This window comes from Vibrio sp. V04_P4A5T148 (assembly GCF_963875605.1).
GTDB lineage: Bacteria > Pseudomonadota > Gammaproteobacteria > Enterobacterales > Vibrionaceae > Vibrio > Vibrio anguillarum.
In genome coordinates this window covers 34825-61483 of the sequence record NZ_CAWNMS010000047.1, presented here as the reverse complement: position 1 = coordinate 61483, position 26659 = coordinate 34825, and the positions used below count along the sequence as shown (strand labels likewise).

The following is a 26659-nucleotide window of genomic DNA, read 5'->3' as shown; positions in this document are numbered from 1 at the left end:
ACTTTACTCATATTGAGACTTGCGTTTTTAAATTGCAATAGGGTAACGTCAGGGGCATACACCCATTTATTGATACTCGAGCATTGAATCGAGTTGCTCCCATTTTGCTTGTGGTGCATTTAAGCAGGCTGAAGGAAAAGGATTGATTAAGGAATGATAAACATGGATGCCCTCAAAACATTGCCGATCAAAAGGCACACAACGCTGCTCAACCGCTTGCCTGAAACTCGTTTCTCTTCACAATTTGACAAAGCAAAAGCAAGTTGGATTGTTTTTGCACCTTATCTCTCCACTCAACATTTTGATGATATTGACTTTTTTACCGGTTACTACAACGCTGTCCTCGATATGTGGAAAGTGGGGCATTATGAAGTGGCGTTGATGTCAGGTGAGCTGACGACAGAGCACGAGAAAATTTTACAAGGGCTCGAAATTGATTATGCCCGTTTGTGTGAAGTACCAGACCTTTCTAAACCGGGTTTGATTGTGATGGATATGGACTCCACGGCGATTCAAATTGAATGCATTGATGAGATAGCTAAGTTAGCGGGTGTCGGAGAGGAGGTAGCCGAAGTCACTGAGCGAGCGATGCAAGGTGAATTGGATTTTGAGCAAAGCTTGCGTCAGCGGGTTGGCAAACTTGCTGGTGCCGATGAGTCGATTCTTGAAGCGGTTCGCTCTACATTACCCATGATGCCCGATTTACGTGAACTGGTGGCGACACTGCATGCATTGGGGTGGAAAACGGCGATTGCATCCGGTGGCTTTACCTATTTTTCAGATTATTTAAAAAGCGAACTGCAACTTGATCATGCGCAATCCAATACGTTAGAAATTGTTGATGGCAAGCTTACTGGTCAAGTGCTAGGTGATGTCGTTTCGGCACAAACCAAAGCCGATATTTTGGTTGAGTTAGCACAACGTTATGAGATTGAATTGCACAATACTGTCGCGGTTGGCGATGGGGCGAATGATTTAGTTATGATGGCTGCCGCGGGGTTAGGCGTTGCTTATCATGCTAAACCTAAAGTTGAAGAAAAAGCACAAGCGGCGGTCCGTTTTACAGGCCTTGGTGGCGTGCTCTGTATTCTCTCTGCCTCATTGGTGAAGCAGCAAAAACTCAGTTGGAAAGTGAAGCCTTAAGTAAAGCTCAACCGCAAGAGATAAGAGAGTGAGCGATGCCCACTCTCTCTTTTACCCACACTCTCTTTTACAAAAGTCAGTCGCTTTTACAAGGTCAGCTCTAAGCGGATCAATACTTCTTCTGTAATATCGATCACCTCTCCATAACCAATGATTGAGGTGATCTCTTTTTCTAGCGTACGAGCGTGATGAAGACTAATTTGTGCCAACTCATTGAGATCACTGCGCAGCAGCGTAGTAATTGGGTCAAAGACGGGTGCACTGCAAATCCTCAAGATGTAAATTTCACCCATGTGCTGCGCTTTTTGAATGAAATTAATACGCTCTTTAGTGTTTTCAAAATCACTTAATAATTTCGATTGGATTGATTGAATACGCGTGCCAAATTTGATTGCCGCAATATAAACGTCGTGATATTGCGGTATCGCTCCTTCAATGCGTCGCATCGGTTTAGCCAGTAGCGTATTGGTGTGACCTTTGAATATTGGCTCTAACGTGATGCGATTTTCTTGGCCTAATTTAGCCAGTAACACAAGATGAGGCGGCAAGGGGTAATTTACGCCAATCACTTTAGGGCGTAAATTTGCACCGTGTTTATCAACGAAAATCGGCGAACTTATCATCTTATCAAGCAAGATGTTGTGCAACCCTTCCAGCAAGTTATGACTTGGTAGAACTTCTTCTTTCTGTAACAACTTATCTTGATTGTTTTCAATAATGCTATTGAAAAAAGCGATTGTTTTGATGGTATGTATATTTTCTTCTATCACCAATTGTAGACGCCGACCTTCGGGCCCAATTCGAATGACATTATAGGGAAGGCTATGCAGTGGCAGCTTTTTGTCGTAAAGCTGTAATTCGTGGTAATTGATGGTGACGTTATCGCCTGCTTTCACTGGTAGTGGTGTATCAACAATAATACTTAAACCACGTTTAGATAAATCAACCGTATGGCCAGTCGCATTTACTCCAGAGTCTGAGGTGATGGTTAGCGGTGTCTTGAATTGGTAACGAGGCTCTTTTCTACGCGAGCGAGCATCAAAATAAATGCCTGTAGGTTGACCAATGATCTGCCTTGGATGACGAAATTTATTGAGTTCGCTATTGGGTAAATTGGGTTTGTCAGTCAATAGGTAATCTTTTGCCGAATCCTCATCGCCAATTTCTTGTAAAACGCCACAGTGCGTTAAGTGGCTTGAGCGATCTGACAATTCATGGGCATGAACCGCAAGTTCTTGACGCTCTTCATCCGAGAGTTCAAAGACAAATAAGCGAAACGCTTTCCAACTTTGTCGACGAGCGCCAACATGCCAAAACATTTTTCTTTGTTCACGGTTGGCCTCGGGCATCATCATTGAAAAAAAGAGCGTTTTTTCCTGGTGTTCATGCTTAAAAGCATAAAGCACATTATTGCTACCCCGCATCCCCGGCTTGGTTAACTGTTCCATCCGCTCTTTATTGAATAACGAACCGAGTGCTTGTTGATTACGCTCGTCGTGCCAGTATTGCCAGATCGGTTGGTTATTTTCAGTCAGCAGCACCAACTTCAATTCACTGCCACTAAAAAACACTGGTAAGTTACAGGTGTGTTTTAAATAGGTGTGCTCGTAACCACGGGTTCGAGCTCGGATGAGTTTATCTTGGTTATCGTGGCGCGCTTTTTGAGTGTTATTTTGCAGCGATTCAGTAATCACTTTTTCGATGATGTTAGTGTCGGAAAGTTTTAGCGTACGCAGAAATTTCACGGCATCGTTATCGTAAGACTCATCAATACCTAAAATACGATATTCAATGGCGTGGTGCAGTCCAACCACTTCTGACGTTTTGTTGAGTTCGGAAAAATAGACTTTGATCACCTCACCGAGCTTGTAGTTAAAAGCGGCGGGAACTTTAAATTTTGCACCCGAAACGGATAGATCAACACTGAGGCCATTGACCAGCTGTTTACTAGGTAGGTGAATCTCAACTTGTGAGGTGACTTTTAAGCGATTTTCTTGACGCTTGAGATCATAACCAAGCTTAATTGGCTCAGCCTCAAAAAACGTACTGCCACCACCATCTTTTTGTGGGTTTTGGGCACCACGTTGTTGCATCACACGGAAGTTGTTTGGCGTATTGTTTAATGCTTCCCATACACCTTCCGTGTACGCACCAAATTTTTTGACCCCTTTGTGATACGCGTTAAAGGCCACATCGTCGAACCAATGTTTGCGGCCATCTAATTCATATTCTCGGCATTCCCCTTGTACCCGACCTCGCAAGTCAATACTTTTAACACAAGGAGCCATGATGCGATTGAGCTCCATTTTGACCAGTAATTTTGCCGACGGTGATTCATCTTCTGTCATTTGTGAAAGAAGGTATTCAAAATCAGGTAAACGGTAAGCTGGGATCAAACGCTCTGCGATTGATAGAATTTCAGATTGCTGCATACTTTTCTGTTAGAGTGTCCGTCTCAAAGATTAATCGGCATCGTTATCATAATCTTTAGTTATCTGTTGCGAAGGTTCACCTTTATTTAAACGTAAATCAACCTATATCACTTCATGATTACTTAACAGTTTAATCTTTAAGCTTGAAAAGTATAGGTTACCAACAAGAAACAGGAATTGTTGAGGAAGCATGGCAAAAGCAAAACGCGCCTATGTATGTAATGATTGCGGCGCAGATTTTCCGCGTTGGCAAGGTCAATGTAGTGCTTGTGGTGCATGGAATACTATCACCGAAGTACGCTTGGCAGCATCGCCGCAGGTTGCACGTAATGAGCGACTAGGTGGTTACGCTGGGGCAGTAACGGAATCACAAGTCCAAGTACTGTCGGATATTAATCTGCAGGAAGTCCCACGGTTTTCTAGCGGCTTTAAAGAGTTGGACCGTGTATTGGGTGGTGGTGTCGTACCCGGCGCGGCGATTTTAATCGGTGGTAACCCTGGCGCTGGGAAATCGACTTTATTGCTGCAAACCATGTGTCAGCTCGCGGCGTCAATGCCTGCTTTGTATGTCACGGGTGAAGAATCGCTTCAGCAAGTCGCGATGCGAGCCTCACGTCTTGGTTTACCTAAAGATAAGCTTAAAATGCTGTCGGAAACCAATGTAGATCGCATTTGCCAAATCGCTGAAAAAGAGCAGCCCCGCATCATGGTCATAGACTCAATTCAAGTGATGCATGTGGCCGACGTCCAATCCTCTCCCGGTACGGTGGCACAAGTGCGCGAGTCTGCGACAACGCTCACACGCTACGCTAAGCAAAACAACGTTGCCGTATTTTTAGTCGGACACGTTACTAAAGACGGTTCTTTGGCTGGCCCAAAAGTGCTAGAGCATATTATTGACTGCTCGGTATTGCTCGACGGAGGGACTGATAGTCGTTTTCGTACATTGCGCAGTCACAAGAACCGATTTGGTGCGGTCAATGAACTCGGCGTTTTTGCCATGACGGGACAGGGCTTGCGTGAAGTGAGTAATCCTTCTGCCATTTTCCTTTCGCGAGGCGAAGAAGATACTTCGGGCAGTTCGGTGATGGTCGTATGGGAAGGAACGCGTCCACTACTAGTGGAGATCCAAGCACTGGTTGACTATTCACAATTAGCGAACCCAAGGCGGGTCGCCGTTGGGCTTGAGCAAAATCGCTTATCTTTATTGTTAGCAGTGCTTCACAAGCACGGTGGCTTACAAATGTCCGATCAAGATGTGTTTGTTAATGTGGTTGGTGGCGTTAAAGTGACGGAAACAAGCGCCGATTTAGCTCTTCTGATGGCACTGCTTTCAAGCTTCAGAGATAAACCACTTGCTAAAGATGTTGTGGTGTTTGGCGAAGTCGGTTTGGCCGGAGAAATTCGCCCAGTACCTAGTGGTCAAGAGCGATTAAATGAAGCATTTAAACATGGTTTTAAGAAAGCAATTATTCCGATGGCGAATATGCCTAAAGGTGGAATACCTGGCATGCAATTGCACGGTGTGAAGAAATTATCTGAAGCAATTGAAGCATTTGATGAGTTATAAATCTTAATTAAACTCGCCTCTTTTACGGTTATGACCTATATTTCACCGACAGTTCGTAACCGTACTATATTTTTTTTCAAGCAAGCGTATGCAAGGGTATCAGTCTTGACAGATTGTGATATACTCTGCGCGCACTTTATACCTTATTAACAGAGTAAGACAATGGCAGATTTATCAAAATACAGAAACATTGGTATTTTCGCGCACGTTGATGCCGGTAAAACCACTACCACTGAGCGTATTCTTAAGCTTACTGGTAAAATCCACCGTACAGGTGAAGTACACGATGGCGCTTCTACCATGGATTTCATGGATCAAGAAGCTGAACGCGGTATCACAATTCAATCAGCAGCGACGACTTGTTTCTGGAAAGATCACCGTTTTAACGTTATCGATACTCCTGGGCACGTTGACTTCACAGTTGAAGTTTACCGTTCTCTGAAAGTTCTTGATGGCGGTGTTGGTGTATTCTGTGGTTCTGGCGGTGTTGAACCTCAGTCAGAAACTAACTGGCGTTACGCGAACGATTCAGAAGTTGCTCGTCTGATCTTCGTAAACAAACTAGACCGTATGGGTGCAGACTTCTTCCGCGTTGTAGGACAAGTGAAGAAAGTTCTTGGCGCAAACCCACTTGTTATGACTCTTCCAATTGGTCGTGAAGACGAATTCGTTGGCGTTGTTGACGTATTAAACCGTCAAGCTTACGTTTGGGATGATTCAGGTCAGCCAGAAAACTACGAAATCAAAGAAATTCCAGCAGACATGGTAGAGCAAGTTGAAGAATACCGTGAAATGCTAATCGAAACTGCAGTAGAGCAAGACGACGAGCTAATGATGGCTTATATGGAAGGCGAAGAGCCAACTATTGAGCAACTAAAAGCTTGTATCCGTAAGGGTACTCGTGAATTAGCGTTCTTCCCTACATTCTGTGGTTCAGCATTCAAAAACAAAGGCATGCAACTTCTACTAGATGCCGTTGTTGATTATCTTCCAGCTCCAGCTGAAGTTGTACCTCAAGATCTGACTGATCCTGAAACAGGTGAGCCTACTGGTAAAGTTGCAACAGTTTCTGTTGACGAACCATTCCGTGCACTTGCGTTCAAGATCATGGATGACCGTTTTGGTGCCCTAACGTTTATCCGTATTTATTCTGGTAAACTGAAGAAAGGTGACACCATTCTTAACAGTGCTACTGGTAAGACTGAGCGTATTGGCCGTATGGTTGAGATGCACGCGAACGATCGTAACGAACTTGATTCCGCTCAAGCGGGTGATATCATCGCTATCGTTGGTATGAAAAACGTGAAAACTGGTCACACTCTATGTGATCCTAAACACGAATGTACTCTTGAGCCAATGATTTTCCCAACGCCTGTAATCTCTATCGCTGTTGCTCCTAAAGACAAAGGCGGTTCTGAGAAGTTAGGTATTGCGCTAGGTAAAATGGTTTCAGAAGATCCATCATTCCAAGTTGAGTCTGATGAAGAAACTGGCGAAACCATCCTAAAAGGTATGGGTGAACTTCACCTAGATATCAAAGTTGATATCCTTAAGCGTACACACGGCATTGATCTTATCGTTGGTGCTCCTCAAGTTGCTTACCGTGAAACTATCACTAAAGCAATTGAAGACAGCTATACGCATAAGAAACAGTCTGGTGGTTCTGGTCAGTTCGGTAAGATCGACTACCGTATCAAACCAGGTGAGCCAAATTCAGGTTTCACGTTCAAATCAGTAGTTGTTGGTGGTAACGTACCTAAAGAATTCTGGCCTGCGGTAGAGAAAGGCTTTAAGTCTATGATGGACCAAGGTGTTCTTGCTGGGTTCCCTGTACTAGACGTTGAAGTTGAACTGTTCGACGGTGGCTTCCACGCAGTTGACTCATCTGCAATCGCATTTGAAATCGCAGCGAAAGGTGCATTCCGTCAATCTATGCCTAAAGCTGGCGCTCAACTTCTAGAGCCAATTATGCACGTTGACGTGTTTACTCCAGAAGATCACGTTGGTGATGTTATCGGTGACCTTAACCGTCGTCGTGGCATGATTAAAGATCAAGAAGCTGGCGTAACAGGTGTACGTATTAAAGCGAACGTTCCTCTATCTGAAATGTTTGGTTATATCGGTCACCTACGTACAATGACATCTGGTCGTGGTCAGTTCTCTATGGAGTTCTCACACTACGCTGCATGTCCTGCAAACGTTGCAGAGCAAGTTATTGCTGACGTTAAAGCACGTAAAGAAGCAGATAAGAAGTAATTCTTAAAAGCTAAGCTGAACGTAAAAAGCCCCACCAGTGAAAGCTGGTGGGGCTTTTTTATGTAACAACGAAATAGAAAAGGGCATAAAAACCGATAAAAGCAGAACCGATAACAGTGGAAACTGCCGGGAGAAGGTAGTTTATGCCACTCAATTCATATCATTTAGTTAGCCCTTAAGGTTGATATAGATTTCTTCAACTTTAATACGTGCCCATTCAGTTTTACGTAAAAACTTCAAGCTTGATTTAATACTCGGATCCTTTTTAAAGCAGTTAATATTGACCATATAGCTGAGCTCTTCCCAGCCATAGTATTCAACGAGCTCCGTGAGTAGTTTTTCTAAAGTGACCCCATGCAGCGGGTTATTATCTTGTGTCATGATCCAATTATTCAATAGCGTTATTTAAGCTAAGTATAGCAGGCACAGGAGTTAAATTAGGACAAAATATTAGGCAATATAGGAGGTTGTTAGTGTGAAAACTTGGTGTATTGGCAGGTTAGAGGCTAAGTCCAACCTGCTCAATTAGAATGGATTACTCTTCCCAAACAACCAGTTGTCCTTTTGGCCAATTGTGCCCCATTTCATGATATTTCTGTTCTAATACATGCCGCTTGATTTTTAAGGTAGGAGTGAGCACGCCATTTTCGATTGACCATGGCTCCTTTATCATTAGCACGCCTTTGATTTGCTCATGCGATTCCAATTCCTCATTCATCCGCTTAATGACTTTTTGAGTAGTACGCTCATAACGAACGCGATCAAAATGAGGGAAATTATGTGGAACAACCAGCAAAATAGGGGCGGGAAGCCCTAAGCCAATCAGACACATCATCTCGACTCGAGTGTATTCGAACAGTTTATTTTCGATAGGTACGGGAGCTACAAACTTGCCTTTGGCTGTTTTAAAGGTATCCTTTTTGCGCCCTTGAATGGTGAGATAACCTTCAGCATCAATAAAACCGATATCGCCAGTATGTAGCCATCCTTCTTTATCAAATGACTCTTGAGTTGCAATGTCATTTTTATAATAGCCAGAAAATAGTCCTTGGCCACGCACCATAATCTCATGATCATTATTAGCGATTTTAAGTTCGATTCCTGGGCCTGCTCGTCCAACCGACCCCAATTTGTCGGCTCTAAACGGGTAGTTCAGGGTGCTATAAGCAAAAGATTCTGTCATGCCCCAAGCTTCGGTAATGTTCAACCCAATTTGGTGATACCACTCTAATAACGCCGGTGATACGGGAGCCGAGCCACAACCAAGCACACGTGCTTGATCAAGCCCTAAGCCATCAGCAAGTTTCTTCTTAATCAGCGTGCTTACAAAAGGGATCTTTAGCAGAAAATTGAGCTTTTTCTGCGGTAATTTGTCTTGAATGCGTTGCTGAAATAGAGTCCATAACCTTGGTACTGAGATAAAGAGTGTCGGGCGCTGCATTTTGACATCTTCAATAAAGGTGTCTAATGATTCAGGGAAAGCCGTTTGTACCCCACCCATGATGGAAGAGCCAAAAATATAAACACGTTCAGTAATATGAGCCAAAGGGAGGTAGGAAAATAAACGGTCGTTTTCTTGAATGCCAATGTGGTTTATAAGCTGCTGAGCTGACCAGCTAAATGCACCGTAGGTCAGCATAGCCCCTTTCGGCAAGCCCGACGTACCCGATGTATACACTAAAGACATCAACTTATTGTCATGATGTACTGGGCGTTCTGTGCTTGGCGGATAGTGCTCAATCAATTTTGTAAACAGGTGATCGCAAGTGGGAGCTGAATCATAGGGTAGCGCAATACTGATGATATCTGGTAAATGGCTCAATACTTGTTGGGTGGCTTGGCCGTTATCGAGTTTACCCACAATGACTATTTTTGTTTCGCTATGGGTGAGGCAGTATTCGATGGTATCGGCGCCAGCCGTTGGAAAAATGGGAACACTGACAAAGTCGCCGAGCATCATTGCGAGATCACACACAAACCATTCAGCGCAGTTTTTGGAAATGAGTGCAATTTTATCTTGGGGTTTTGCCCCTAGCGCTTGTAGCGCCGAGGCGAGCCTGAGTGCTTTGTCGGCCACTTCAGCATAGGTGTATTCAACAAATTTTCGGTTAATAATTTGTCTTAAATAAACTTGGTTGGGGCGTTCCGCTGCCCATTTCAAGATCATTTCATTCGGTGGTGGGAGAGCACAAGTTGCTTTGCTTAACTCGTTAGGCTGAATCATTCTCTAACTCCATGTTATTGGCAAAAATATTATTATTCTTATGTTAATGTTTTGTTAACTTTAGCATGGTGGAATGGTTAGGTAAAAGAAGATTGTAGCTACTAAACGTTAAAGTTGCGCGCTGGATTCACTTTCTTATTTTGACACTATTAACTCAGAGTGACGTTTATTTCTGTTCAGTTGAATCTATCCTTCGGGTCGATTTCTGGGTGAATATCAATCACATGTTTTAAGTAATCTTGATGATAGCGAAGGGCATTGACACAGTGTTTATCAAGCTTGCCGCTCACGACCATTTTTTCCAGTTCGAGAAGGGCAAAAGGAACAGACCAAGCTTGTTTGTATGGACGATGGCTTGTTAAGGCATCAAAGACGTTGGCAACAGCAATAATGCGTGCCGATATCGGGATATTGTCTTGCATTAGGCCGTAAGGATAGCCACTGCCATCCAAAAACTCATGATGATAAGCGACGATCTCTTTTAATATGGATATGCAAGGGTGATCAGGTGTACCTATGTCATCAATAATTTGATTAATGATTTCAATACCTTTTTCTATGTGGCTATACAGTTGAGCACGCTCTGGTTTATCTAATGAATTTGGGTTAAGTAATAAGCTTGTCGGTAGGGCAAGTTTGCCTATGTCGTGATAGCGCGAAAACTGGATGATGTTATCAATGGTTTCATCATCTAGTTGATAAATGTCAGCAACCTCAGTAGCGATGACTTTGGCATAACAGCTAATACGTTCTTTATGCTCTTTCGATTCCAGTTGATGCTCTGGGGAGCGCGCTTGAGTCAAATTTACAGTCTCTAAAATAGTGTGGACTAAATCGTATTCAGAGCAAACTGCAAAGCGAATCATCTCAATAAAAGGTTCTACATTCTGCCTTACCTGTTCGGTAAACAAATGGCTTTGACACGAGTTGAGGAAAATAAAGCCAATAAATGCTTGCTGGTGGTAAGTCGGAATCGCCAGTGATGAACAATAACCTTGCTCAATTAGCCAGCGAGTATGAGGATAGTCTGGCTTCAATTGGATTGGGATATTTTCAACGCTACGACTCTGGCCGTTTTGTGCACATTGCTTAAGGACTGGAAGCTCAGCAAGTGGAAACTCGTAATGTATAAGCTCGCCCCCGTGAAAGGTGCTGTCGGCGTAGGTTTTCAAATTATCATGGTGATGGTCGTATAGCGCAAAAGAGATACGGTCAATCTCTGGGACTTTGACTTGCATTCGTTGGTGTATGTTAGCCAGTTGCTTATTGAGTGGGCCAACATGTGGAAAATAGGCGTGCTCGCAACCTTTGCTATGCGTATCCATCGCGTGTTCCTCTGCGCTACAGGGTCTCCAAGGTTGAAATGGAGAGGCTCTTCTAATTGATAAGTTTAGAACAGATAAGCGATGCGTGCGTGAAATTTAACTAAAAAAGGGGTTATATAACCAAGCAATATGAGGTGGTACTGGAAAGCCGTTGGGTGACGCTGGGTCACTAGATAAATACGGCTATTTGACGTCATTTTTAGTCACAAGGCGTATGGCCAATTTCAGTTTAATCCAAGTGCAATACCACTGAGCATAAAGAATATAACCAGCCAGACAATAGGCAGTTTGAGCTGTTTTAGTAGGTAAAAACCGGTCAGAACGATCGCCATATCTAGATGATTGCTGACCGAGCTTGTAAATACAGGGTGATATAAGGCTGAGAGCAGCAAACCAACGACGGCGGCGTTAACACCGTTGATTGCTCCTGATACTGATCGATAGTTTGCTAAGGCTTGCCAATTTTTAAGCACGCCGAGCAGTAACAGAAAACCCGGCAAAAAGACGGCAATGGTCGCCAGCGTTGCGCCTAAGATTGGCGCTTGTGGTAGTAGAGCGTAACCAATGTAAGTGGCGAAGGTAAACATTGGACCAGGAACCGCTTGTGCTGCGGCATATCCTGTTAAAAACAGATCCGGGTCAAGTGCGTCGCCAACTAAATTTTGCAGCAATGGAAGCACGACATGCCCACCGCCAAACACTAAGCTACCTGCTTGATAAAAGTGGTTAAATAGAGCGATTTCAGGCATTAAGTGGGCGGCAAAAGGTAAACCGACCAGTAAGCCAATAAAGAGAGCGAAAGGGACGAAAGCGGGCACAAATGAACGTTCAGTGGCTAAATCTTGACTAGGGAGCCATTTCACTCCGATCAGCGCTGCCCCAATGATAACTCCGATTTGCGTTCCAATACTGGGTGTAACAATCAGCATCACAGCGGTGGTCACACACAACCCAACGGTTAAGCGATTCTTACAGAAGTTTTTATACATTCCCCATGTGGCATCCGCGACAACCACAACGGCTAGCAGTTTTAAGCCGTGAATCACGTTTTGAAATAAGGGGGTTTGTAGTAATTGGCTGCTGGCGATGGCAAGGGCAACCATGATCAAAACCGAAGGGAGTGTAAAACCAGCAAAAGCGGCGCATCCACCCAGTAAGCCACCACGATGGTACCCTAGTGCAAACCCAACTTGGCTTGAACCTGGCCCTGGCAAAAACTGACTTAAGGCAACGATCTGTGCGTATTCTTTATCTTCAATCCATTTTAATTTTTCAACGAATGTATTGCGGAAATAACCAATGTGAGCGGCTGGCCCACCAAAGCTTATCCACCCAAGCAGAAAAAAAGTTTTGAAAATAGTAAACATGTGCATAAGCACTCTTAAATAGACGTTGTTTCGCTACTTTAAAAGGATGTTTGAGCAGATTCAAATTTAATCATTAACCATTTGTAAACCGCAGGAAAATGATAGACAGATTGGCATGGGTTAACTGAGTTTAAACTTAGTCCAAACCTTAGATCGCCAACGCCTAAACATGATGATGCCTCTGAACCATTCATCCACCGAAATGGCCACCCATGCACCCATAACTCCCCATCCCCAATGTAGGCCAAATAAGTAAGTTAAACCTGCGCCAAAAGTCCACATGCTTAATATGCCCATCTGCACTGGAAAGCGAATGTCTCCTGCGCCTTTGAGTGCGGCAATAAAAATTAGGTTAAACGTGCGCCCGGCTTCCATTGCAATGGAGCCAGCAATTAACCCTGCGACCAAGGCCGTTATCTCAGGATCAGAAGTGAAGAGGGCGATGATGTCAGCGCGCAGTAGATAAATTGAGATCGTCAATGTGCTGGAGACGAGAAAGCCAACCACAAAATATTGTTGAACTTTAGTCAGAATCTCATCCACCCAACCTTTACCAATGTAGTAGCTAGTTTGAATTTGCCCGGCTTGCCCAAGAGCCACTGAGAATGCAAAGGCGAGACGGGCAATATTTTGCGCATAAGTAAACGCGGCCAGTGAAGCCGTGCCCATTTTTACAACGAAAAAAATCACCGTCAGTTGCATCATGTTATAGGAAAGAATCTCTCCCGCATTCATCATGCCGATCTTGATGATCTTCTGGTATAGCGGCTTCGGGATGATTTTCCACTCTTTCACCGGTAGTGATATGTGGTAGTACTTAACGGTGTAGTACAGCAAAATAGTGCTGACAATTTGGCTGAACACTGTTGATATCGCAACCCCTTGTACACCGTAGACGGGCAGTCCAAAGGGTTGAAAAATAGCAATATAGTTACCGATGATATTCAATAATCCGGCAAATAAATTAATGAACATCGGCGCTTTGGAGTAGCCGTTACTGCGCAAAATCGTCGCCAGTACAATGCCGATGGTAACGTTTACTGTAAAGCTGCCACTGATAACCAGATATTCATAGCCATATTGTGCAACCTGCGCTTCTAGGCCGTAGGCATTCATGACTGAATTAGCGCTCAAATAAGCGGCTAAACTGAGCGATGAGCCAATGATTAATCCAAGCAGTAAACTGGCCACCCCAACATGTGCCGATTCACTTTGGCGGCCAGAGCCATTGTATTGCCCAATTAGGATCCCTGTACCACTGCTGACCATCATTGAGACAATCAGCAAGAAAAAATTGATTTGAGTGATAACCCCAACCGCTGATACAGCCTTGTCTGAATAACTACTCAGCATAAACACATCACTGGTGTTAATCGCCGTCCGTAATAAAATCTCAATAAAGATCGGCCAAGTCAAAGTGACGATATTCATTCGGTTATTCAGTTCTACACGGCTTTGGGTCATGGGCTAAAACTCAGCAAGGTAAGTCGAACTAGAGAAGATGATGGTGCAAGGTGGTGGGCTGCAAAATATCTCACTAGAGCCTACCTGTGCGTATTGTATACGTAATTTAAATAAAATCAGTTAAGTGAAGGGAATTGTTTTAGAGTTTTTGTGGAAACGTTTACATTGTGGTGTTTTGATCACAGATTAAAAGCGAGTAAGGCTGTTAGACTTTTTCAAAAGCGAAAATCAACCTCTATCGGTATCCCAATAGGAGAGTATGGTGAAAGTATTAGTGACGGGCGGTCTGGGCTATATCGGAAGTCATACCTGTGTACAAATGATACAAGCGGGTATCGACCCCATTATCGTTGACAACTTATCTAACGCGAAGATTGAAGTATTAAGCCGTATCCATGCACTGACAGATAAAACGCCCGTGTTTTATCATGGTGATATCCGTGATGAGGCCTTTCTCGATAAGGTATTTGCTGAACATAATATTGATGCTGTGATTCATTTCGCAGGTTTAAAAGCCGTCGGTGAATCCGTGATAAAACCGCTCGAATATTATGACAATAACGTCAATGGTTCGTTGGTGCTAGCGCGCAGTATGCGTAAAGCTGGAGTGAAAAGTATTGTATTCAGTTCATCGGCGACAGTGTATGGCGATCCTGAAATCGTGCCGATAACTGAAGATTCTCCAACCGGTTCAACCACCAATCCTTACGGTCGTAGCAAATATATGGTTGAGCAGTGCCTGTCGGATTTAGTGGTTGCTGAGCCAGATTGGAGTGTGACCTTACTGCGTTACTTCAACCCTGTGGGAGCTCACCCTTCTGGCACTATGGGCGAAGACCCGCAAGGTGTGCCGAATAATCTGATGCCGTTTATTGCCCAAGTTGCGGTAGGTCGCCGCGAGAAGTTATCCATATTTGGTAGCGACTACCCCACACCGGATGGTACGGGTGTGCGTGATTACATTCATGTTATGGATCTAGCCGATGGCCATTTGGCCGCTTTAAATACGGTTGCGATGAAAGCGGGAAGGCATATTTACAACCTTGGATCGGGTAACGGATCGAGTGTGTTAGAGATAGTTTCAGCCTTTGCTCAAGCAAGTGGTGTTCCTATTGCTTATGAGATTTGCTCACGACGCTCGGGTGATATTGCCGAGTGTTGGGCTAGTACCACAAAAGCGGAGCGAGATCTGGCTTGGAAGGCGACGCGCAGTATCAATGAAATGGCTGCTGATACATGGCATTGGCAATCCAATAACCCGCAAGGGTACTAGTTTTTATCCGGCGTGACGCGCCGGACTATCAAATAGCATAATTGAGTAAGCAATATGTCGAATGTTGAATTTAACCCAGTGGATCATCCACATCGTCGCTACAACCCACTCACGGGGCAGTGGATTTTAGTCTCACCACATCGCGCCAAACGCCCTTGGAGCGGGGCTGATGAAAAGCCAGCGGTAGATGAACTGCCAAGTTATGATCAGAAGTGTTTTCTTTGTCCGACAAACGAGCGTATTTCTGGTGATGTCAACCCAGACTACCGAGGTACGTACGTATTCAACAACGACTTCGCAGCACTGATGGTAGATTCGCCAGATGCACCGAAGTCCGATAGCCCTCTATTCAAAACTCAAGGTGTACGTGGTTTGAGCCGAGTGATTTGTTTCTCTCCAGATCACAGCAAAACTTTGCCAGAGTTACCCGTGGGCAACATTCGCAGCGTGATTGATACGTGGAACGATCAAATCGAAGAGTTGGGTAAAGAGTACGTTTGGGTGCAAGCATTTGAGAACAAAGGCGAAACCATGGGTTGTTCCCAACCTCACCCACACGGCCAAATCTGGGCTAATAGCTTCTTACCCAATGAAATTGAACGCAAGGAGCACAACCTAAAAGCGTATTACCAACAACAGGGTAGTAACCTGCTGGTGGATTATGTGCAAACTGAGCTGAAAGATGGCTCACGCATTGTGCTGAAAACAGAGCATTGGGTGGCTGTTGTGCCTTACTGGGCTGCATGGCCATTTGAAACCATGTTGCTGCCAAAAACGCATATCCGTCGCATGAGTGAGTTGAGTGATGCGCAACGTGACGATCTCGCCGTTGCGATCAAAAAACTGACCAGCCGTTACGACAACCTGTTCCAATGTTCTTTCCCTTATTCTATGGGCTGGCATTACGCGCCTTTCTTTGAAGAGGGTACGAACATTGACCATTGGCAACTGCATGCACTGTTCTACCCACCACTGCTGCGCAGTGCCTCGATTCGTAAGTTTATGGTGGGTTATGAAATGTTGGCTGAAAGCCAACGAGATTTAACCGCAGAACAAGCGGCGCAGCGTCTGCGCGAGCTAAGTGATGTTCACTACAAAGAGCAGTAACGTCATCTGTGCAGTTGTAGCCTTGTTGCTGCGTAAACGCACCCTAAGAACATAGGTAATCTATGTTCATTGGCTGAATTTACTTATCACCTCGCTGCACCTCCAACGACTTGGGCTTAACAAAGTTTTTTTCATAGCGCTAAGTGGTTAATGAGAAATGAAAACCAGTTTATGAGTTTAGGAATGCAAATGTTTGATTTAATCCAAAATGTGAAAGCGTCTTTTGAGCAAGTGTTGGGCTACGCGCCTAGTTATATCATCCAAGCACCAGGCCGTGTAAATTTGATTGGTGAGCACACCGACTATAACGACGGTTTTGTGCTCCCCTGCGCAATTAACTATCAAACCGTGGTAGCGGCTGCCAAGCGTGAAGATAATTTAGTCCGCATCGTATCTGTTGATTATGGCAATGCACTTGATGAGTTTGACCTCACCCAAGAGATTACTTTCCAACAAGACAAAATGTGGGCGAATTACATTCGCGGCGTGGTGAAATGTTTGCTTGCGCGTGGGTACTCGTTTACCGGGGCGGATATTACTGTCAGCGGTAATGTTCCACAGGGAGCGGGGCTTAGCTCTTCGGCTGCGCTTGAGGTCGTGATCGGTCAAACTTTTAAAGAACTTTATCAACTGGATATTTCTCAAGCGGAAATTGCACTAAATGGTCAACAGGCCGAGAACGAATTTGTCGGCTGTAATTGCGGCATTATGGATCAAATGATTTCGGCGCAAGGTCGTGAAAACCACGCGCTACTTTTAGATTGCCGTAGCCTAGAAACACAAGCGGTCTCAATGCCAGAAGAGATGGCCGTCGTGATCGTCAACTCCAATAAAAAACGCGGCTTGGTGGATAGCGAATACAACACCCGCCGTCAGCAGTGTGAAGAGGCTGCGCGTATTTTTGGCGTCAAAGCGCTGCGTGATGTAAGCATTGAACAGTTTAACCAAAAAGTTTCTGAGCTTGATGAGTTGGTGGCTAAACGTGCTCGTCACATCATTACTGAAAATGACCGTACTGTTGAAGCGGCCCAAGCGCTGCGAGCCCACGACATGAAGCGCATGGGCGAGCTGATGGCTCAATCACACGCATCGATGCGTGATGATTTTGAAATTACGGTCAAAGAGATTGATACCTTGGTTGATATCATCAAAGAGGTGATTGGTGACCAAGGCGGTGTGCGTATGACTGGGGGCGGCTTTGGTGGCTGTATTGTGGCACTTGTCCCACCGACATTGGTTGATGCAGTGAAAGCGGCTGTCGATGAGAAATATGAAGTGGCGACTGGCCTCAAAGCGTCGATTTACGTCTGCCAAGCAAAAGAGGGCGCTGGTCTAGTGGAGGCTTGCTGCACATCTTCACTGGTTCACACTATGACTCAGCAAGTAGCTTATGATGGCCGCCCGGCACAACTTGTCAGTTTGACTAACCGCATTGGTAGCCGCGTAGTATTAATGGATATTGGCGCAACATGGCTCAGTTGTGAGTTGGCGTTTAAGGATGGGGAACGCAGAGAAGTTCTGCTGGGTGTTTCCACCATGAGCGACTTCCAGCAGCAACAAAGCTATATGGGCGTCACTGTGGGACGTTATGCCAACCGGATCGCTAAAGGGCAATTTGAATTAAATGATCAACGCTATCAAGTGACGACCAACCAAGCTGGAAATAGTTTGCATGGCGGTCTTGAAGGGTTAGATCAGCGTCGTTGGACTATTGCTCACAAAAGTGCTCAACAGGTGACGTTTTCAATCCATTCATCGGATGGTGACCAAGGTTTTCCCGGTAATGTTGACATTGCCGTGAGCTATGAACTGAACGATCATAATCAATTAATCCTCCGCTATTTAGCGACCACAGATAAACCAACGCCGCTTAATTTAACCAACCACGCCTATTTTAATTTGCTAGGCGCAGAGAGTGATCATACGATTTTAGATCATTCACTCTTTATAAAAGCCGATCAATTTTTACCCACAGATCCACATGGAATCCCATTGTCAGGGCCAAAATCTGTCATTGACACGGGCTTTGATTTTCGCGTTGCAAAATCAATAGGTCGTGACTTACTCAAAGATGAGCAGCAACAAGCAAGCAAAGGGTATGATCACAGTTATTTATTGCCCGACAAAACTGATTTAACCGTGTGCGCCGCGCAACTGAAATCACCAGATGCAAAGGTAACCATGAGCGTATTTACGACTAAGCCAGCCATACAACTTTATAGTGGAAACTGGTTATCGGGGACGCCCAATCGGCGCGGTGGGGTTTATCAAGGCTATGCAGGGGTCGCATTAGAAACTCAATACTTGCCGGATGCTCCCAATCATGCCGAATGGCAGCAACCCAGCTGTATTACTCTGCCAGGGCAAGAATATACTCATACCACAATTTACCAATTTGACGTTTAAGGTGGGTGCGTCGCTTAGATGTTGAGTATTGATGCCCAAAGTGGCGAGTGAAAGTGTAACCTGAGTGCGTCAGATTTTTTCTACCGAATCTCGACGCACCAAAGTCGGTGAGAAAATCATCGGTTCTTTTTCTATCGTTTCGCCACGGGCTAATTGGAGTGCCAGTTTAGCGGCTTTTTCAGCCATCATCTCGATTGGGTAGCGGATGGTGGTCAGCCTTGGGCGAATGTAGCGTGCGATCAACGCATCATCAAAGCCGATCACTGAAATTTGCTCAGGGCTTTTTACACCATTCTCCTCAAGCACATTTAACGCGCCCGCTGCCATATTGTCGTTGTAGGCGACCACGGCAGTCATGTCGATCGAACGGATCAGCAAGTGAGTCATCGCTTGCTCGCCACCTTCGCTGTGTGGTTCGGCCAACTCGATGTAATTAGGAGCGATCTCAATACCGTGATCTTTCAACGCGGCTTGATAACCAGCTACGCGATCTGTAGCGTCTTCAATCGAATGAGAAGAGCCAATACAAGCAATTTTTTTATGACCGTGGCGGATCAAAAATTCAGTCGCCAAATAAGCACCTTTGTAGTTATCCAATGAGATGCAGCGGTTAGCCAGTTGCGGGATATGACGGTTGATCAATACCATCGATTTCACTTCGGCGGCGTAGTCGATCAATTCTTGATCCGATAAACCTTTCGAGTGAATCACCAAAGCGTCACAACGGCTGTTGATCAACAGTTCAATCGCTTGGCGCTCTTCTTCAGCACGGTGATAACCATTGCCAATCAATAGATGCTTGCCATTGTCATGAGCCACATTATCGACCGCTTTCACGAGCATGCCAAAAAAAGGATCGGAAACGTCACTGACTAGCACGCCTATGGTGTCGGTACTTTGGCTGACTAAAGCTCGTGCGGCGGCGTTAGGCCGATAGCCAAGTAAACTCATTGCGGCGGTGACCGCTTCAATCGATGTTTTACTCGCTTTAGGGGATTTATTGATGACTCGTGAAACCGTTGCCACTGACACACCGGCTTCGCGAGCTACATCTTTTATGGTAGCCATATTACACCTCTTGCTATTGCTCGCTGTATTTAACAATGGTGGTGTAAATAAGGCAAACGAACAATGCAATCAATGTGATAATTACGACTTTCTATACAGGTAAATCAAGGCTTCTAATTAATGTAAACGTTTAAAATTGGAATAAAAGCTAAGGCGCTAACGGACCGTAGCAATCAGCTCATCAATGATCGCATGATGACAGGGTTCTACCCCTGCTAAATTACCGTATTTCGGCGCGAGGCGATCGTTAATCAGCGGATGTTGCCAGCCAACCGTGTGCTCAACAAAATGGCGCGCAAAGGTTTCTGAAAACTCTAAACAACCAGCCAGCACGGTATCGACATAGGTTTGTACGATAGGGCTTCGCTCGCAGGGAGGCTCTGGTGCCTCTTTGACATAAACCCAAATCGGCCATTGGAGGTTAAAAGCGTCATCACTCTCGATTTGATTGGTGTTGAGGGGGACTCGCTCATAACCACGTTCTCGACGGTCAAATTCTGCCAAAGCGGTTTCATCGATCTCCAGTAGTACACCGTTGACTTGCCCTTGTCCTTCATTCACCACCAAAGGTGACAATATGTAGCTCTCATCAATTTTTCCCCAGTAACGAACTAAACCATGCGCGACCACGGGAATAGCTCTTCCTGTTTGCCCTGTTAACTGGCGAGAAGCGGAGTTGATCAAGCTGCCATAACCAAAAATATACATCATCAGTGAATTACGACTCCTTATTGAAAAAACGTAACCGATGCAAAATCCAAAACTCTAAACCAAAAATACCAACCAGTGCGATGCAAAAGAGAGCAAAAGCAACGGGGGATTCAGTGCCGGGAATACCGCCGACATTAACCCCAAGTAAGCCAGTTAAAAAGCTGGTTGGTAGAAAGATCGCCGCAATCACCGAGAATAAATAGGTGTTTTGGTTCATCTTCTCTGCATGATATTGACGTAATTCCCCTTTGATCAGTTCGAGCTCACCAAGGTAAAAATCGAGGGTTTCATTAATGCGCGTGATGGTGTTAACGCTGTGGCGCAGACGCAAGTTTTTATCATTTGCCAGCGAGACTTTGGAATCACTGAAATCATCGATGGCGTATTGCTGAGGTTTGATAAAACGTTTGATTTTGAGCAGCGCTTTATGCGTCTGCATCAGCTCGTCACTGAGTTCAATCTCGTTATCGTATTGGGTGATTTTCGCTTCAATGCTGTTTAAGTAGTTATCGATGTTTTTGTTTAAACCATCAATGATCTGCACGAGTACATCTGAAAGGGTTTGCGGGCCTTGCCCGGCCTGCAGTAGGTCACGGATTACATTGACGGCTTTTGACGGGATTTTTCGGGTTGAAAACAGCGCGCCATTGAAATAGAGAATGCGCACGCTCAACATATCTTCTGGGTTGGCGTTGTCGTTCATGTTGACGCCACGCAAAATCAGTAAAAAGTTATCATCATCGTATTGCTCAAACAGTGGGCGAGTGTCCTCTGCTAAGAGGCTGTCGACAATTGAAATGGGGATCTGATACTGCAGCAACCACTCTTTTAAACCGTGAATATCGCGTTGGCAGTGATACCAATTCCCTGCTTCAATCAGTGAAGCGCTATTGAGTTTTTGCTGCGGAGCGGATGCAGAAAAATGCCACTGGTCGATCAAAAATTCCATGAATATCCTTATAACTTGCTCCTCAATGACTCAGCATTGAGGAGCAGTAGATTATACCAATTGAGATCAGAAGCCGCGCATTTGAATACGGCGCAGAAACTCAGTCATGATCCTATCGTAAAGAAGATCGCCTAAAAACGCATCCTCAACTTGGTGATCAATACTAGGGTTATCATTCACTTCAATTACATAAACTTGGCCATCAATCTCTTTCAAGTCAACGCCGTACAGGCCACTGCCGATAAGGTTTGACGCTTTTAAGGCAACATCAACCACGTTTTTAGGTACTTGTTTTAAATCCAAGGTTTCAAAGCCGCCAGAAGAGACTCGGCCACTGTTGTGGTGTTGATAAATTTGCCAGTGGCCGCGGCTCATCATGTATTTGCAGGCGAAGATGGCTTGGCGGTTCATTACACCGATGCGCCAGTCAAAGTCAGTTGGCATGAAGGCTTGTGCCAAAATCAGAGCACTTTTTTCAAACAGTGCGCCGGCTTCGCGTTCCAGCTCTTGCTCGTCGCGTACTTTGACCACGCCACGTGAAAATGCGCCATCTGGAATTTTTAATACCATGGGAAAGCTCAACTCCTGCATGACATTGCTTTTCCATTGCTCATCAAAACTTTGCAAAATCACGCCTTTTGGCGCAGGCACTTTGTTGCGTTGCAACAACTCAGTTAAGAACACTTTATTGGTGCATTTCATGATCGATTCAGAATCATCCATCACCACCAAGCCCATTTTCTCAGCCGTTTTTGCAAAGCGGTAAGTGTAATTACTGATGTTCGTGGTGGCGCGAATAAACAAGCCATCAAATTCACCCAAACGCGATAAGTCATCCGGTGAAATGGTTTCTAGGTTAACCCCTAAACGGTTTGCGGCGCGGCGAAAACGTTTTAATGCTGAGGGATCAGAAGGTGGCATTTTCTCTTCTTCGTCCACCAGCATGGCAATATCGTAACGGTATTTTTTCTCTTGCTTCGGTTTACGCCAAACTTTGGTTGAAAACAGCTCTAATGATTCGACGAAGAAATCTTGCTCTTGGTCGTTCAAATCTTGGAATGGGAAAGGGCCAATTTTGCTGATTTGCCACTGCCCTTGAACGCGGTTCATTTCCAACTCAATAACGGGCACCATAAACTGTTCAAACAGACGGCGAGCCAGTTTATCCAAGCCTTTTTCTGCGGTGCGGCCAAAATAAATTTTGCACTGTATAAAATCGGTTTGGGCGCACAGTTTATTGAGTTTCAATAAGCCAGAAGAGAGTAAAAAGGGTTGATTGATGTCGTTGATTGCCATCACTCGAGGGATAACGCGGTGGCCGCGTGCCTCTGCCATCAGCGAGCAGTAATAGCCGCTGCTCATGTAGCCATAATCGCGACACAGGTTGACCACTTGCAGGCTGCGATGAGTATGGGTGCCATTACTGTTGAGGTATTGGTCTACACTTACCACTTGCTCTGAGGGGAAATATTGTTGCCAGTCACTGGACTGGTCGGTCACGATCAAAAGGTTTGCCATTGCTATTCTTTTCCTTAATCAATAGGAATAATATTGAGCCGCAATCTTGCCAACCACTTAAGGACGTCGTATGGACTTTCGTCTTGCGAAAAGTGCTGATCTCACTGCTCTTAATGCGTTAGAACAACAGCTGTTTGACGGAGATAAAATCTCTCCACGTCAAATGAAGCGTTTTTTACATTCCAACCAAGCGGTGTTGTTTGTGGCCGATGCCGGCACAGAGCTGGCTGGATATGCATTGCTACTATTTCATCAAGGTACACAGCTATCAAGGTTGTATTCGATTGCCGTAAAACCTGATTTCAGAGGCCGGAGGATTGCTCAAAATTTGGTCGAGCAATGCGAGCGTGCTGCTCTTGATCAAGGTGCCACTACATTACGATTAGAAGTGCGTGAAGACAATACGGCAGCGATAAATTTATATGAAAAAATGGGCTATAAAACCCTGAAATTTCTTATCCATTATTACGATGATTTGTGTAATGGACGCCGGATGCAAAAACGCTTGTCGCCACAAGGGCCTAAGGTGCAATTACCGATGCCACTTTATGTTCAGACTACGCCATTTACTTGCGGTGCGGCATGCTTGCTGATGAGCTTTTCTTGCTTGTCTAAATCGTTTGAGCCGAGTCGCACCGCTGAGCTGCAACTGTGGCGAGAAGCGACAACGATTTTTATGGCGGCAGGGCACGGTGGGTGCAGCGGCCAAGGGTTGGCATTGGCTGCTAGTCGACGCGGTTATCATGTGGAGCTGTGGAGCCAATCCAAAAGCACGCCTTTTATTGATAGCGTGCGAGATGCCAATAAAAAACAAGTTATCGAATTGGTTCATCTTGATTTTTGTGAGCAGCTTAGTCATCAAGATGTGGCGATGATTGATGCACCACCGAGTCAAGAGCAACTAGAAGCGTGGGTGACGGAAGGGGCATGTGTGCTGCTACTCATCAGCACTTATCGTTTCGATGGTAAGAAAGAGCCGCATTGGATCGTACTCAGTGGTATGAGCGATAAATTCTTCTTCATTCACGATCCACATGCAGAAACAGAAGCGGATGCGATGGCTTCTGCCTTCATTCCGGTCGGCAAAAAAGCGCTGTCACAAATCATCGGTTTTGGTAAACAAAAACAGACGGCTTGTGTGGTGATTAGCTTGAACCGCAGTGCTATGCGTGTAACTACGGGTTAGGATAGGGTTTAAATGAATTCGTTGAGTCATAATGACTTTTTTTATTGAGTTGTTATGACTCTTTTTATGAGTGATATTTCTTATTTTATTGTTTTTATTGGGTATTTTTATTGGCTTGAATTGTGCTTGTGGTGTTGGTCGTCTGTCATGATATCCACCACCGCCGTAAGAGGTCACAGTGCTCAATATTACCGATATAAAAGTAGAACAACGCATACCCGCTTGGTTGCGCCTTGGTTTTCGTCCCTTTTTCCTACTTGGTAGCGTATATGCCGTTTTAGCGGTGACGTTATGGGTCTGGATGTTTCAAACCGGTCAGCCATCGACATTGCAAGTTCCTGCGCTGTGGTGGCATGTACATGAAATGCTGTTTGGTTTTGCTATGGCAATTTTGGTCGGTTTTCTATTGACTGCCGTACAGAACTGGACTGGCATTAATGGCACTAAACATTATCGCTTAGCCGTGTTAGTCGCCTTGTGGCTAGCGCCTCGAATCTTATTGTGGACGCCGACACCTTTGTGGGTCATCTCTTCCGTCGAAGCGCTTTTTTTGGCCGCTTCAGCCTATGAAATTGGCTGCCGAGTAGTGCAAGCGAAAGGCTGGAAAAATCTCTTTTTTGTACCGCTGTTTATTTTAGCGATCGGCGCGAACTTTGCGAGTTATGCCACCATTAAAGGAATGCCGCCCTTTAGCTCGGCGGCGGTATGGCAGGCGATGTTGTGGTGGTTCACATTGTTGCTATCGGTCATGGGAGCACGCGTGATCCCTTTCTTCAGCGCAAGGCGTTTTAACTTTGAAAAAGCACAGCCATGGGTATGGCTCGATTGGTTAGCCAATGCACCCATTGCGGCCTTGTTTATTTTGAGCTTCTTCCCGCTGACGATGGTGCAGATTGGTCAGCCTATCATGTTACTGGCTGGGTTAGCGCAGTGGGTACGTTGGATGCGTTGGAAACCATGGCTAACATTGAGTGAGCCTCTGGTTTGGTCGCTGCACGCTGCGTATGCCTGCATTCCTTTGAGCTTATTACTGCGCGGGTTAATTGATGATGTATATGTCACTCATAACCTGATCCATCTCTTTGCTATTGGAGCCATCTCAGGCTTGATTTTGTCGATGATTGCACGCGTGACCATGGGGCATACCGGCAGGGCGATTTATCAAGGGCCTAAAATGAGTATTGCGTTTGCGGCTTTGATGATGTCGGCATTGGTACGCAGCCTCGGTGTAGCGTTTTTTCCAGCACAACTCTTTTTGATGGTGAATATCAGTGCCGCACTCTGGATATTGGCTTTTACTCTGTTTGTGTGGAAATTCGGCACGATGTTACTTACGCCGAGAGTCGATGGCCACCCGGGATAACGGTTTGGCTCGTAACGTGGAAGTAGCAAAATAAAAAAGTAGAAAGTAGCCTAGCAGTAGAAAGCGCGCAAAAGAAAAAGGCTTGGCACATGGCCAAGCCTTTTTATCAGAAAAACTGGATCAGTTATGGCTGTGCAGCATGCTGTTCAGTTCAACGGCTGATTTATTGGCTAAACACTCAATTTGACCAGTGATCGAGTTGCGACGGAAAAGTAGATCCGATACACCAGCTAAATCACGTGCTTTGACGATTTCCACTTCTTGGCCTTGGTTATCGAGCATACGCACTTTAGTGCCAGCAGTTACGTACAAACCTGATTCTATTGTGCAGCGATCGCCGAGTGGGAAACCTAAGCCTGCATTTGCGCCAAGCAGTGAGTTTTCACCGATAGAGACCACGACCTTACCGCCGCCAGAAAGCGTACCCATGATAGAAGCGCCACCGCCGATGTCCGATCCATTACCAACAACTACACCAGCAGAAATACGCCCTTCAACCATGCTCACGCCTGTTGTACCAGCGTTGAAGTTGATAAAACCTTCATGCATCACAGTGGTACCTTCGCCCACGTGCGCGCCAAGGCGAACGCGCGAGGTATCCGCAATACGGATGCCCGCTGGGACAATGTAATCAACCATTTTCGGGAATTTATCGACACAATCTACCGTTAAAGCTCGGCCTGCAAGGCGAGCTTCAATTTGACGATCCGCTAGTTCAGGTAGATCGATAGGACCCTCATTGGTCCATGCGATGTTGTGCAGCAGGCCAAAAATACCATCAAGCACAGTACCGTGTGGTTTCACTAAACGGTGTGAAATCAGTTGTAGCTTCAAAAAGCCTTCAGCGACTGATTGAGGCTGTTCGTCGGAAGCTAAAATAACCAGCACCAGTGGTTGTGAGGCGTTAGCGGCTTTATCGGCAAAACTGGCATTGTTAGCCTGATCATGTCGAGCAAATATCGCGGCGAGTTGGGCGCTTTGCTCAGTTGAGATGTCGATATACTGGTTGCCTTCGCCATAACCAGAGACTTGAGCAAGCTCGCTCACTAGCGCGTCACTTGGGTTGAGAATTGGCGCTGGAAAAAACGCTTCAATAATTTTTCCATCACGGTTTTTGGTTGCCGTGCCAAAGGCAAGTGCAAAGTAAGCCATCTTGATATCTCCATGTTGTCACTATTGATGCGCTCGCCAGCGTAGGTTGAGCATCATTGCGGCGCACTCGATTTATCAAGCATCATAAAGAGTGAGGCAGGGGTAGGAAAGGGTAAAAGGGGAGAACGTCCGTAAAACGATACCT

The 26659-nt window shown here is 45.3% G+C and carries 19 protein-coding genes and 1 pseudogene; 9 read left to right on the top strand and 11 right to left on the bottom strand.

The annotated features are described in order from the left end of the window. Nucleotides 1–162 precede the first annotated feature (162 nt). Nucleotides 163–1143, top strand: a complete 981-nt coding sequence (gene serB, locus AACT18_RS10080) for a phosphoserine phosphatase (protein WP_094125667.1) — start codon at nt 163–165, stop codon at nt 1141–1143. A gap of 86 nt (nt 1144–1229) precedes the next feature. Here the strand turns inward: serB and AACT18_RS10075 are convergent, their stop codons facing one another. Further along, nucleotides 1230–3575: a PilZ domain-containing protein gene (locus AACT18_RS10075; RefSeq protein ID WP_094125668.1), complete on the bottom strand. Its 2346-nt coding sequence runs from the start codon at nt 3573–3575 to the stop codon at nt 1230–1232. Nucleotides 3576–3765: 190 nt separating this feature from the next. On the opposite strand from AACT18_RS10075, the gene radA reads away from it, so the two are divergent. Together radA and fusA are read left to right on the top strand one after the other, a co-directional pair. After that, nucleotides 3766–5145, top strand: coding sequence for a DNA repair protein RadA (gene radA, locus AACT18_RS10070; RefSeq protein ID WP_013856131.1), 1380 nt, complete (start codon nt 3766–3768; stop codon nt 5143–5145). Between the two features lie 162 nt (nt 5146–5307). After that, the gene (gene fusA, locus AACT18_RS10065; protein WP_017043055.1) at nt 5308–7401 is read left to right on the top strand and encodes an elongation factor G; all 2094 of its coding nucleotides are present in this window, start codon (nt 5308–5310) and stop codon (nt 7399–7401) included. A 168-nt stretch (nt 7402–7569) separates the two neighbouring features. Here the strand turns inward: fusA and AACT18_RS10060 are convergent, their stop codons facing one another. From AACT18_RS10060 to AACT18_RS10040, 5 genes are all read right to left on the bottom strand, one after another. Continuing rightward, nucleotides 7570–7782 (bottom strand): VF530 family protein, encoded by a 213-nt coding sequence (locus AACT18_RS10060; RefSeq protein ID WP_017046551.1) that lies wholly within the window; start codon nt 7780–7782, stop codon nt 7570–7572. Nucleotides 7783–7936: 154 nt separating this feature from the next. Beyond that, complete coding sequence (locus AACT18_RS10055; RefSeq protein WP_013856134.1) at nt 7937–9625, bottom strand: AMP-binding protein; 1689 nt, start codon at nt 9623–9625, stop codon at nt 7937–7939. Between the two features lie 176 nt (nt 9626–9801). Continuing rightward, nucleotides 9802–10950 carry an HD-GYP domain-containing protein gene (locus tag AACT18_RS10050; RefSeq protein ID WP_017047485.1) on the bottom strand — a complete coding sequence of 383 codons (1149 nt, stop codon included), beginning with the start codon at nt 10948–10950 and terminating at the stop codon, nt 9802–9804. Between the two features lie 224 nt (nt 10951–11174). Next, a complete protein-coding gene (gene chrA, locus AACT18_RS10045; RefSeq protein WP_094124798.1) occupies nt 11175–12323 on the bottom strand; it encodes a chromate efflux transporter in 1149 nt (382 codons plus the stop codon). A 114-nt stretch (nt 12324–12437) separates the two neighbouring features. Further along, the gene (locus AACT18_RS10040; protein WP_017046555.1) at nt 12438–13748 is read right to left on the bottom strand and encodes an MATE family efflux transporter; all 1311 of its coding nucleotides are present in this window, start codon (nt 13746–13748) and stop codon (nt 12438–12440) included. Nucleotides 13749–14040: 292 nt separating this feature from the next. Here AACT18_RS10040 and galE point away from each other — a divergent pair, with 292 nt between their 5' ends. The 4 genes and pseudogenes from galE (at nt 14041) to galM (ending at nt 18567) form a co-directional block, all read left to right on the top strand. Continuing rightward, complete coding sequence (galE, locus tag AACT18_RS10035; protein WP_094124797.1) at nt 14041–15054, top strand: UDP-glucose 4-epimerase GalE; 1014 nt, start codon at nt 14041–14043, stop codon at nt 15052–15054. A gap of 54 nt (nt 15055–15108) precedes the next feature. After that, the gene (locus AACT18_RS10030; protein ID WP_094124796.1) at nt 15109–16161 is read left to right on the top strand and encodes a UDP-glucose--hexose-1-phosphate uridylyltransferase; all 1053 of its coding nucleotides are present in this window, start codon (nt 15109–15111) and stop codon (nt 16159–16161) included. Between the two features lie 189 nt (nt 16162–16350). Beyond that, a pseudogene (gene galK, locus AACT18_RS10025) lies at nt 16351–17502 on the top strand (galactokinase); the annotation flags it as partial. A gap of 30 nt (nt 17503–17532) precedes the next feature. Next, on the top strand, nt 17533–18567 hold the full coding sequence (galM, locus tag AACT18_RS10020) for a galactose-1-epimerase (protein ID WP_237666704.1): 1035 nt from the start codon (nt 17533–17535) through the stop codon (nt 18565–18567). Between the two features lie 69 nt (nt 18568–18636). Here the strand turns inward: galM and AACT18_RS10015 are convergent, their stop codons facing one another. The 4 genes from AACT18_RS10015 to AACT18_RS10000 all read right to left on the bottom strand — a co-directional run bounded on the left by AACT18_RS10015 (nt 18637) and on the right by AACT18_RS10000 (nt 22813). Next, the gene (locus AACT18_RS10015; protein ID WP_026027964.1) at nt 18637–19635 is read right to left on the bottom strand and encodes a substrate-binding domain-containing protein; all 999 of its coding nucleotides are present in this window, start codon (nt 19633–19635) and stop codon (nt 18637–18639) included. A 156-nt stretch (nt 19636–19791) separates the two neighbouring features. Beyond that, a complete protein-coding gene (locus tag AACT18_RS10010) occupies nt 19792–20343 on the bottom strand; it encodes a gamma-glutamylcyclotransferase family protein (protein WP_176428306.1) in 552 nt (183 codons plus the stop codon). 10 nt (nt 20344–20353) lie between these two features. After that, nucleotides 20354–21295, bottom strand: a complete 942-nt coding sequence (locus tag AACT18_RS10005) for a zinc transporter ZntB (protein ID WP_094124794.1) — start codon at nt 21293–21295, stop codon at nt 20354–20356. A 66-nt stretch (nt 21296–21361) separates the two neighbouring features. Beyond that, nucleotides 21362–22813, bottom strand: coding sequence for a RimK family protein (locus tag AACT18_RS10000; RefSeq protein ID WP_017046561.1), 1452 nt, complete (start codon nt 22811–22813; stop codon nt 21362–21364). Nucleotides 22814–22883: 70 nt separating this feature from the next. Here AACT18_RS10000 and AACT18_RS09995 point away from each other — a divergent pair, with 70 nt between their 5' ends. Together AACT18_RS09995 and AACT18_RS09990 are read left to right on the top strand one after the other, a co-directional pair. Then, the gene (locus tag AACT18_RS09995; protein ID WP_094124793.1) at nt 22884–23999 is read left to right on the top strand and encodes a GNAT family N-acetyltransferase/peptidase C39 family protein; all 1116 of its coding nucleotides are present in this window, start codon (nt 22884–22886) and stop codon (nt 23997–23999) included. A gap of 178 nt (nt 24000–24177) precedes the next feature. Then, nucleotides 24178–25362, top strand: a complete 1185-nt coding sequence (locus AACT18_RS09990) for an NnrS family protein (protein WP_094124792.1) — start codon at nt 24178–24180, stop codon at nt 25360–25362. Between the two features lie 120 nt (nt 25363–25482). On the opposite strand, the gene dapD is transcribed toward AACT18_RS09990, so the two are convergent. Next, the gene (gene dapD / locus AACT18_RS09985) at nt 25483–26514 is read right to left on the bottom strand and encodes a 2,3,4,5-tetrahydropyridine-2,6-dicarboxylate N-succinyltransferase (RefSeq protein WP_094124791.1); all 1032 of its coding nucleotides are present in this window, start codon (nt 26512–26514) and stop codon (nt 25483–25485) included. Between the last annotated feature and the right edge of the window lie 145 nt (nt 26515–26659).

What these genes read in the sequence shown, in the direction of transcription:
- serB (WP_094125667.1), top strand. Translation starts at nt 163, where the DNA reads ATGGATGCCCTCAAAACATTGCCGATCAAAAGGCACACAACGCTGCTC.
- AACT18_RS10075 (WP_094125668.1), bottom strand. Translation starts at nt 3,575, where the DNA reads ATGCAGCAATCTGAAATTCTATCAATCGCAGAGCGTTTGATCCCAGCT.
- radA (WP_013856131.1), top strand. Translation starts at nt 3,766, where the DNA reads ATGGCAAAAGCAAAACGCGCCTATGTATGTAATGATTGCGGCGCAGAT.
- fusA (WP_017043055.1), top strand. Translation starts at nt 5,308, where the DNA reads ATGGCAGATTTATCAAAATACAGAAACATTGGTATTTTCGCGCACGTT.
- AACT18_RS10060 (WP_017046551.1), bottom strand. Translation starts at nt 7,782, where the DNA reads ATGACACAAGATAATAACCCGCTGCATGGGGTCACTTTAGAAAAACTA.
- AACT18_RS10055 (WP_013856134.1), bottom strand. Translation starts at nt 9,625, where the DNA reads ATGATTCAGCCTAACGAGTTAAGCAAAGCAACTTGTGCTCTCCCACCA.
- AACT18_RS10050 (WP_017047485.1), bottom strand. Translation starts at nt 10,950, where the DNA reads ATGGATACGCATAGCAAAGGTTGCGAGCACGCCTATTTTCCACATGTT.
- chrA (WP_094124798.1), bottom strand. Translation starts at nt 12,323, where the DNA reads ATGCACATGTTTACTATTTTCAAAACTTTTTTTCTGCTTGGGTGGATA.
- AACT18_RS10040 (WP_017046555.1), bottom strand. Translation starts at nt 13,748, where the DNA reads ATGAATATCGTCACTTTGACTTGGCCGATCTTTATTGAGATTTTATTA.
- galE (WP_094124797.1), top strand. Translation starts at nt 14,041, where the DNA reads ATGGTGAAAGTATTAGTGACGGGCGGTCTGGGCTATATCGGAAGTCAT.
- AACT18_RS10030 (WP_094124796.1), top strand. Translation starts at nt 15,109, where the DNA reads ATGTCGAATGTTGAATTTAACCCAGTGGATCATCCACATCGTCGCTAC.
- galM (WP_237666704.1), top strand. Translation starts at nt 17,533, where the DNA reads ATGACTCAGCAAGTAGCTTATGATGGCCGCCCGGCACAACTTGTCAGT.
- AACT18_RS10015 (WP_026027964.1), bottom strand. Translation starts at nt 19,635, where the DNA reads ATGGCTACCATAAAAGATGTAGCTCGCGAAGCCGGTGTGTCAGTGGCA.
- AACT18_RS10010 (WP_176428306.1), bottom strand. Translation starts at nt 20,343, where the DNA reads ATGTATATTTTTGGTTATGGCAGCTTGATCAACTCCGCTTCTCGCCAG.
- AACT18_RS10005 (WP_094124794.1), bottom strand. Translation starts at nt 21,295, where the DNA reads ATGGAATTTTTGATCGACCAGTGGCATTTTTCTGCATCCGCTCCGCAG.
- AACT18_RS10000 (WP_017046561.1), bottom strand. Translation starts at nt 22,813, where the DNA reads ATGGCAAACCTTTTGATCGTGACCGACCAGTCCAGTGACTGGCAACAA.
- AACT18_RS09995 (WP_094124793.1), top strand. Translation starts at nt 22,884, where the DNA reads ATGGACTTTCGTCTTGCGAAAAGTGCTGATCTCACTGCTCTTAATGCG.
- dapD (WP_094124791.1), bottom strand. Translation starts at nt 26,514, where the DNA reads ATGGCTTACTTTGCACTTGCCTTTGGCACGGCAACCAAAAACCGTGAT.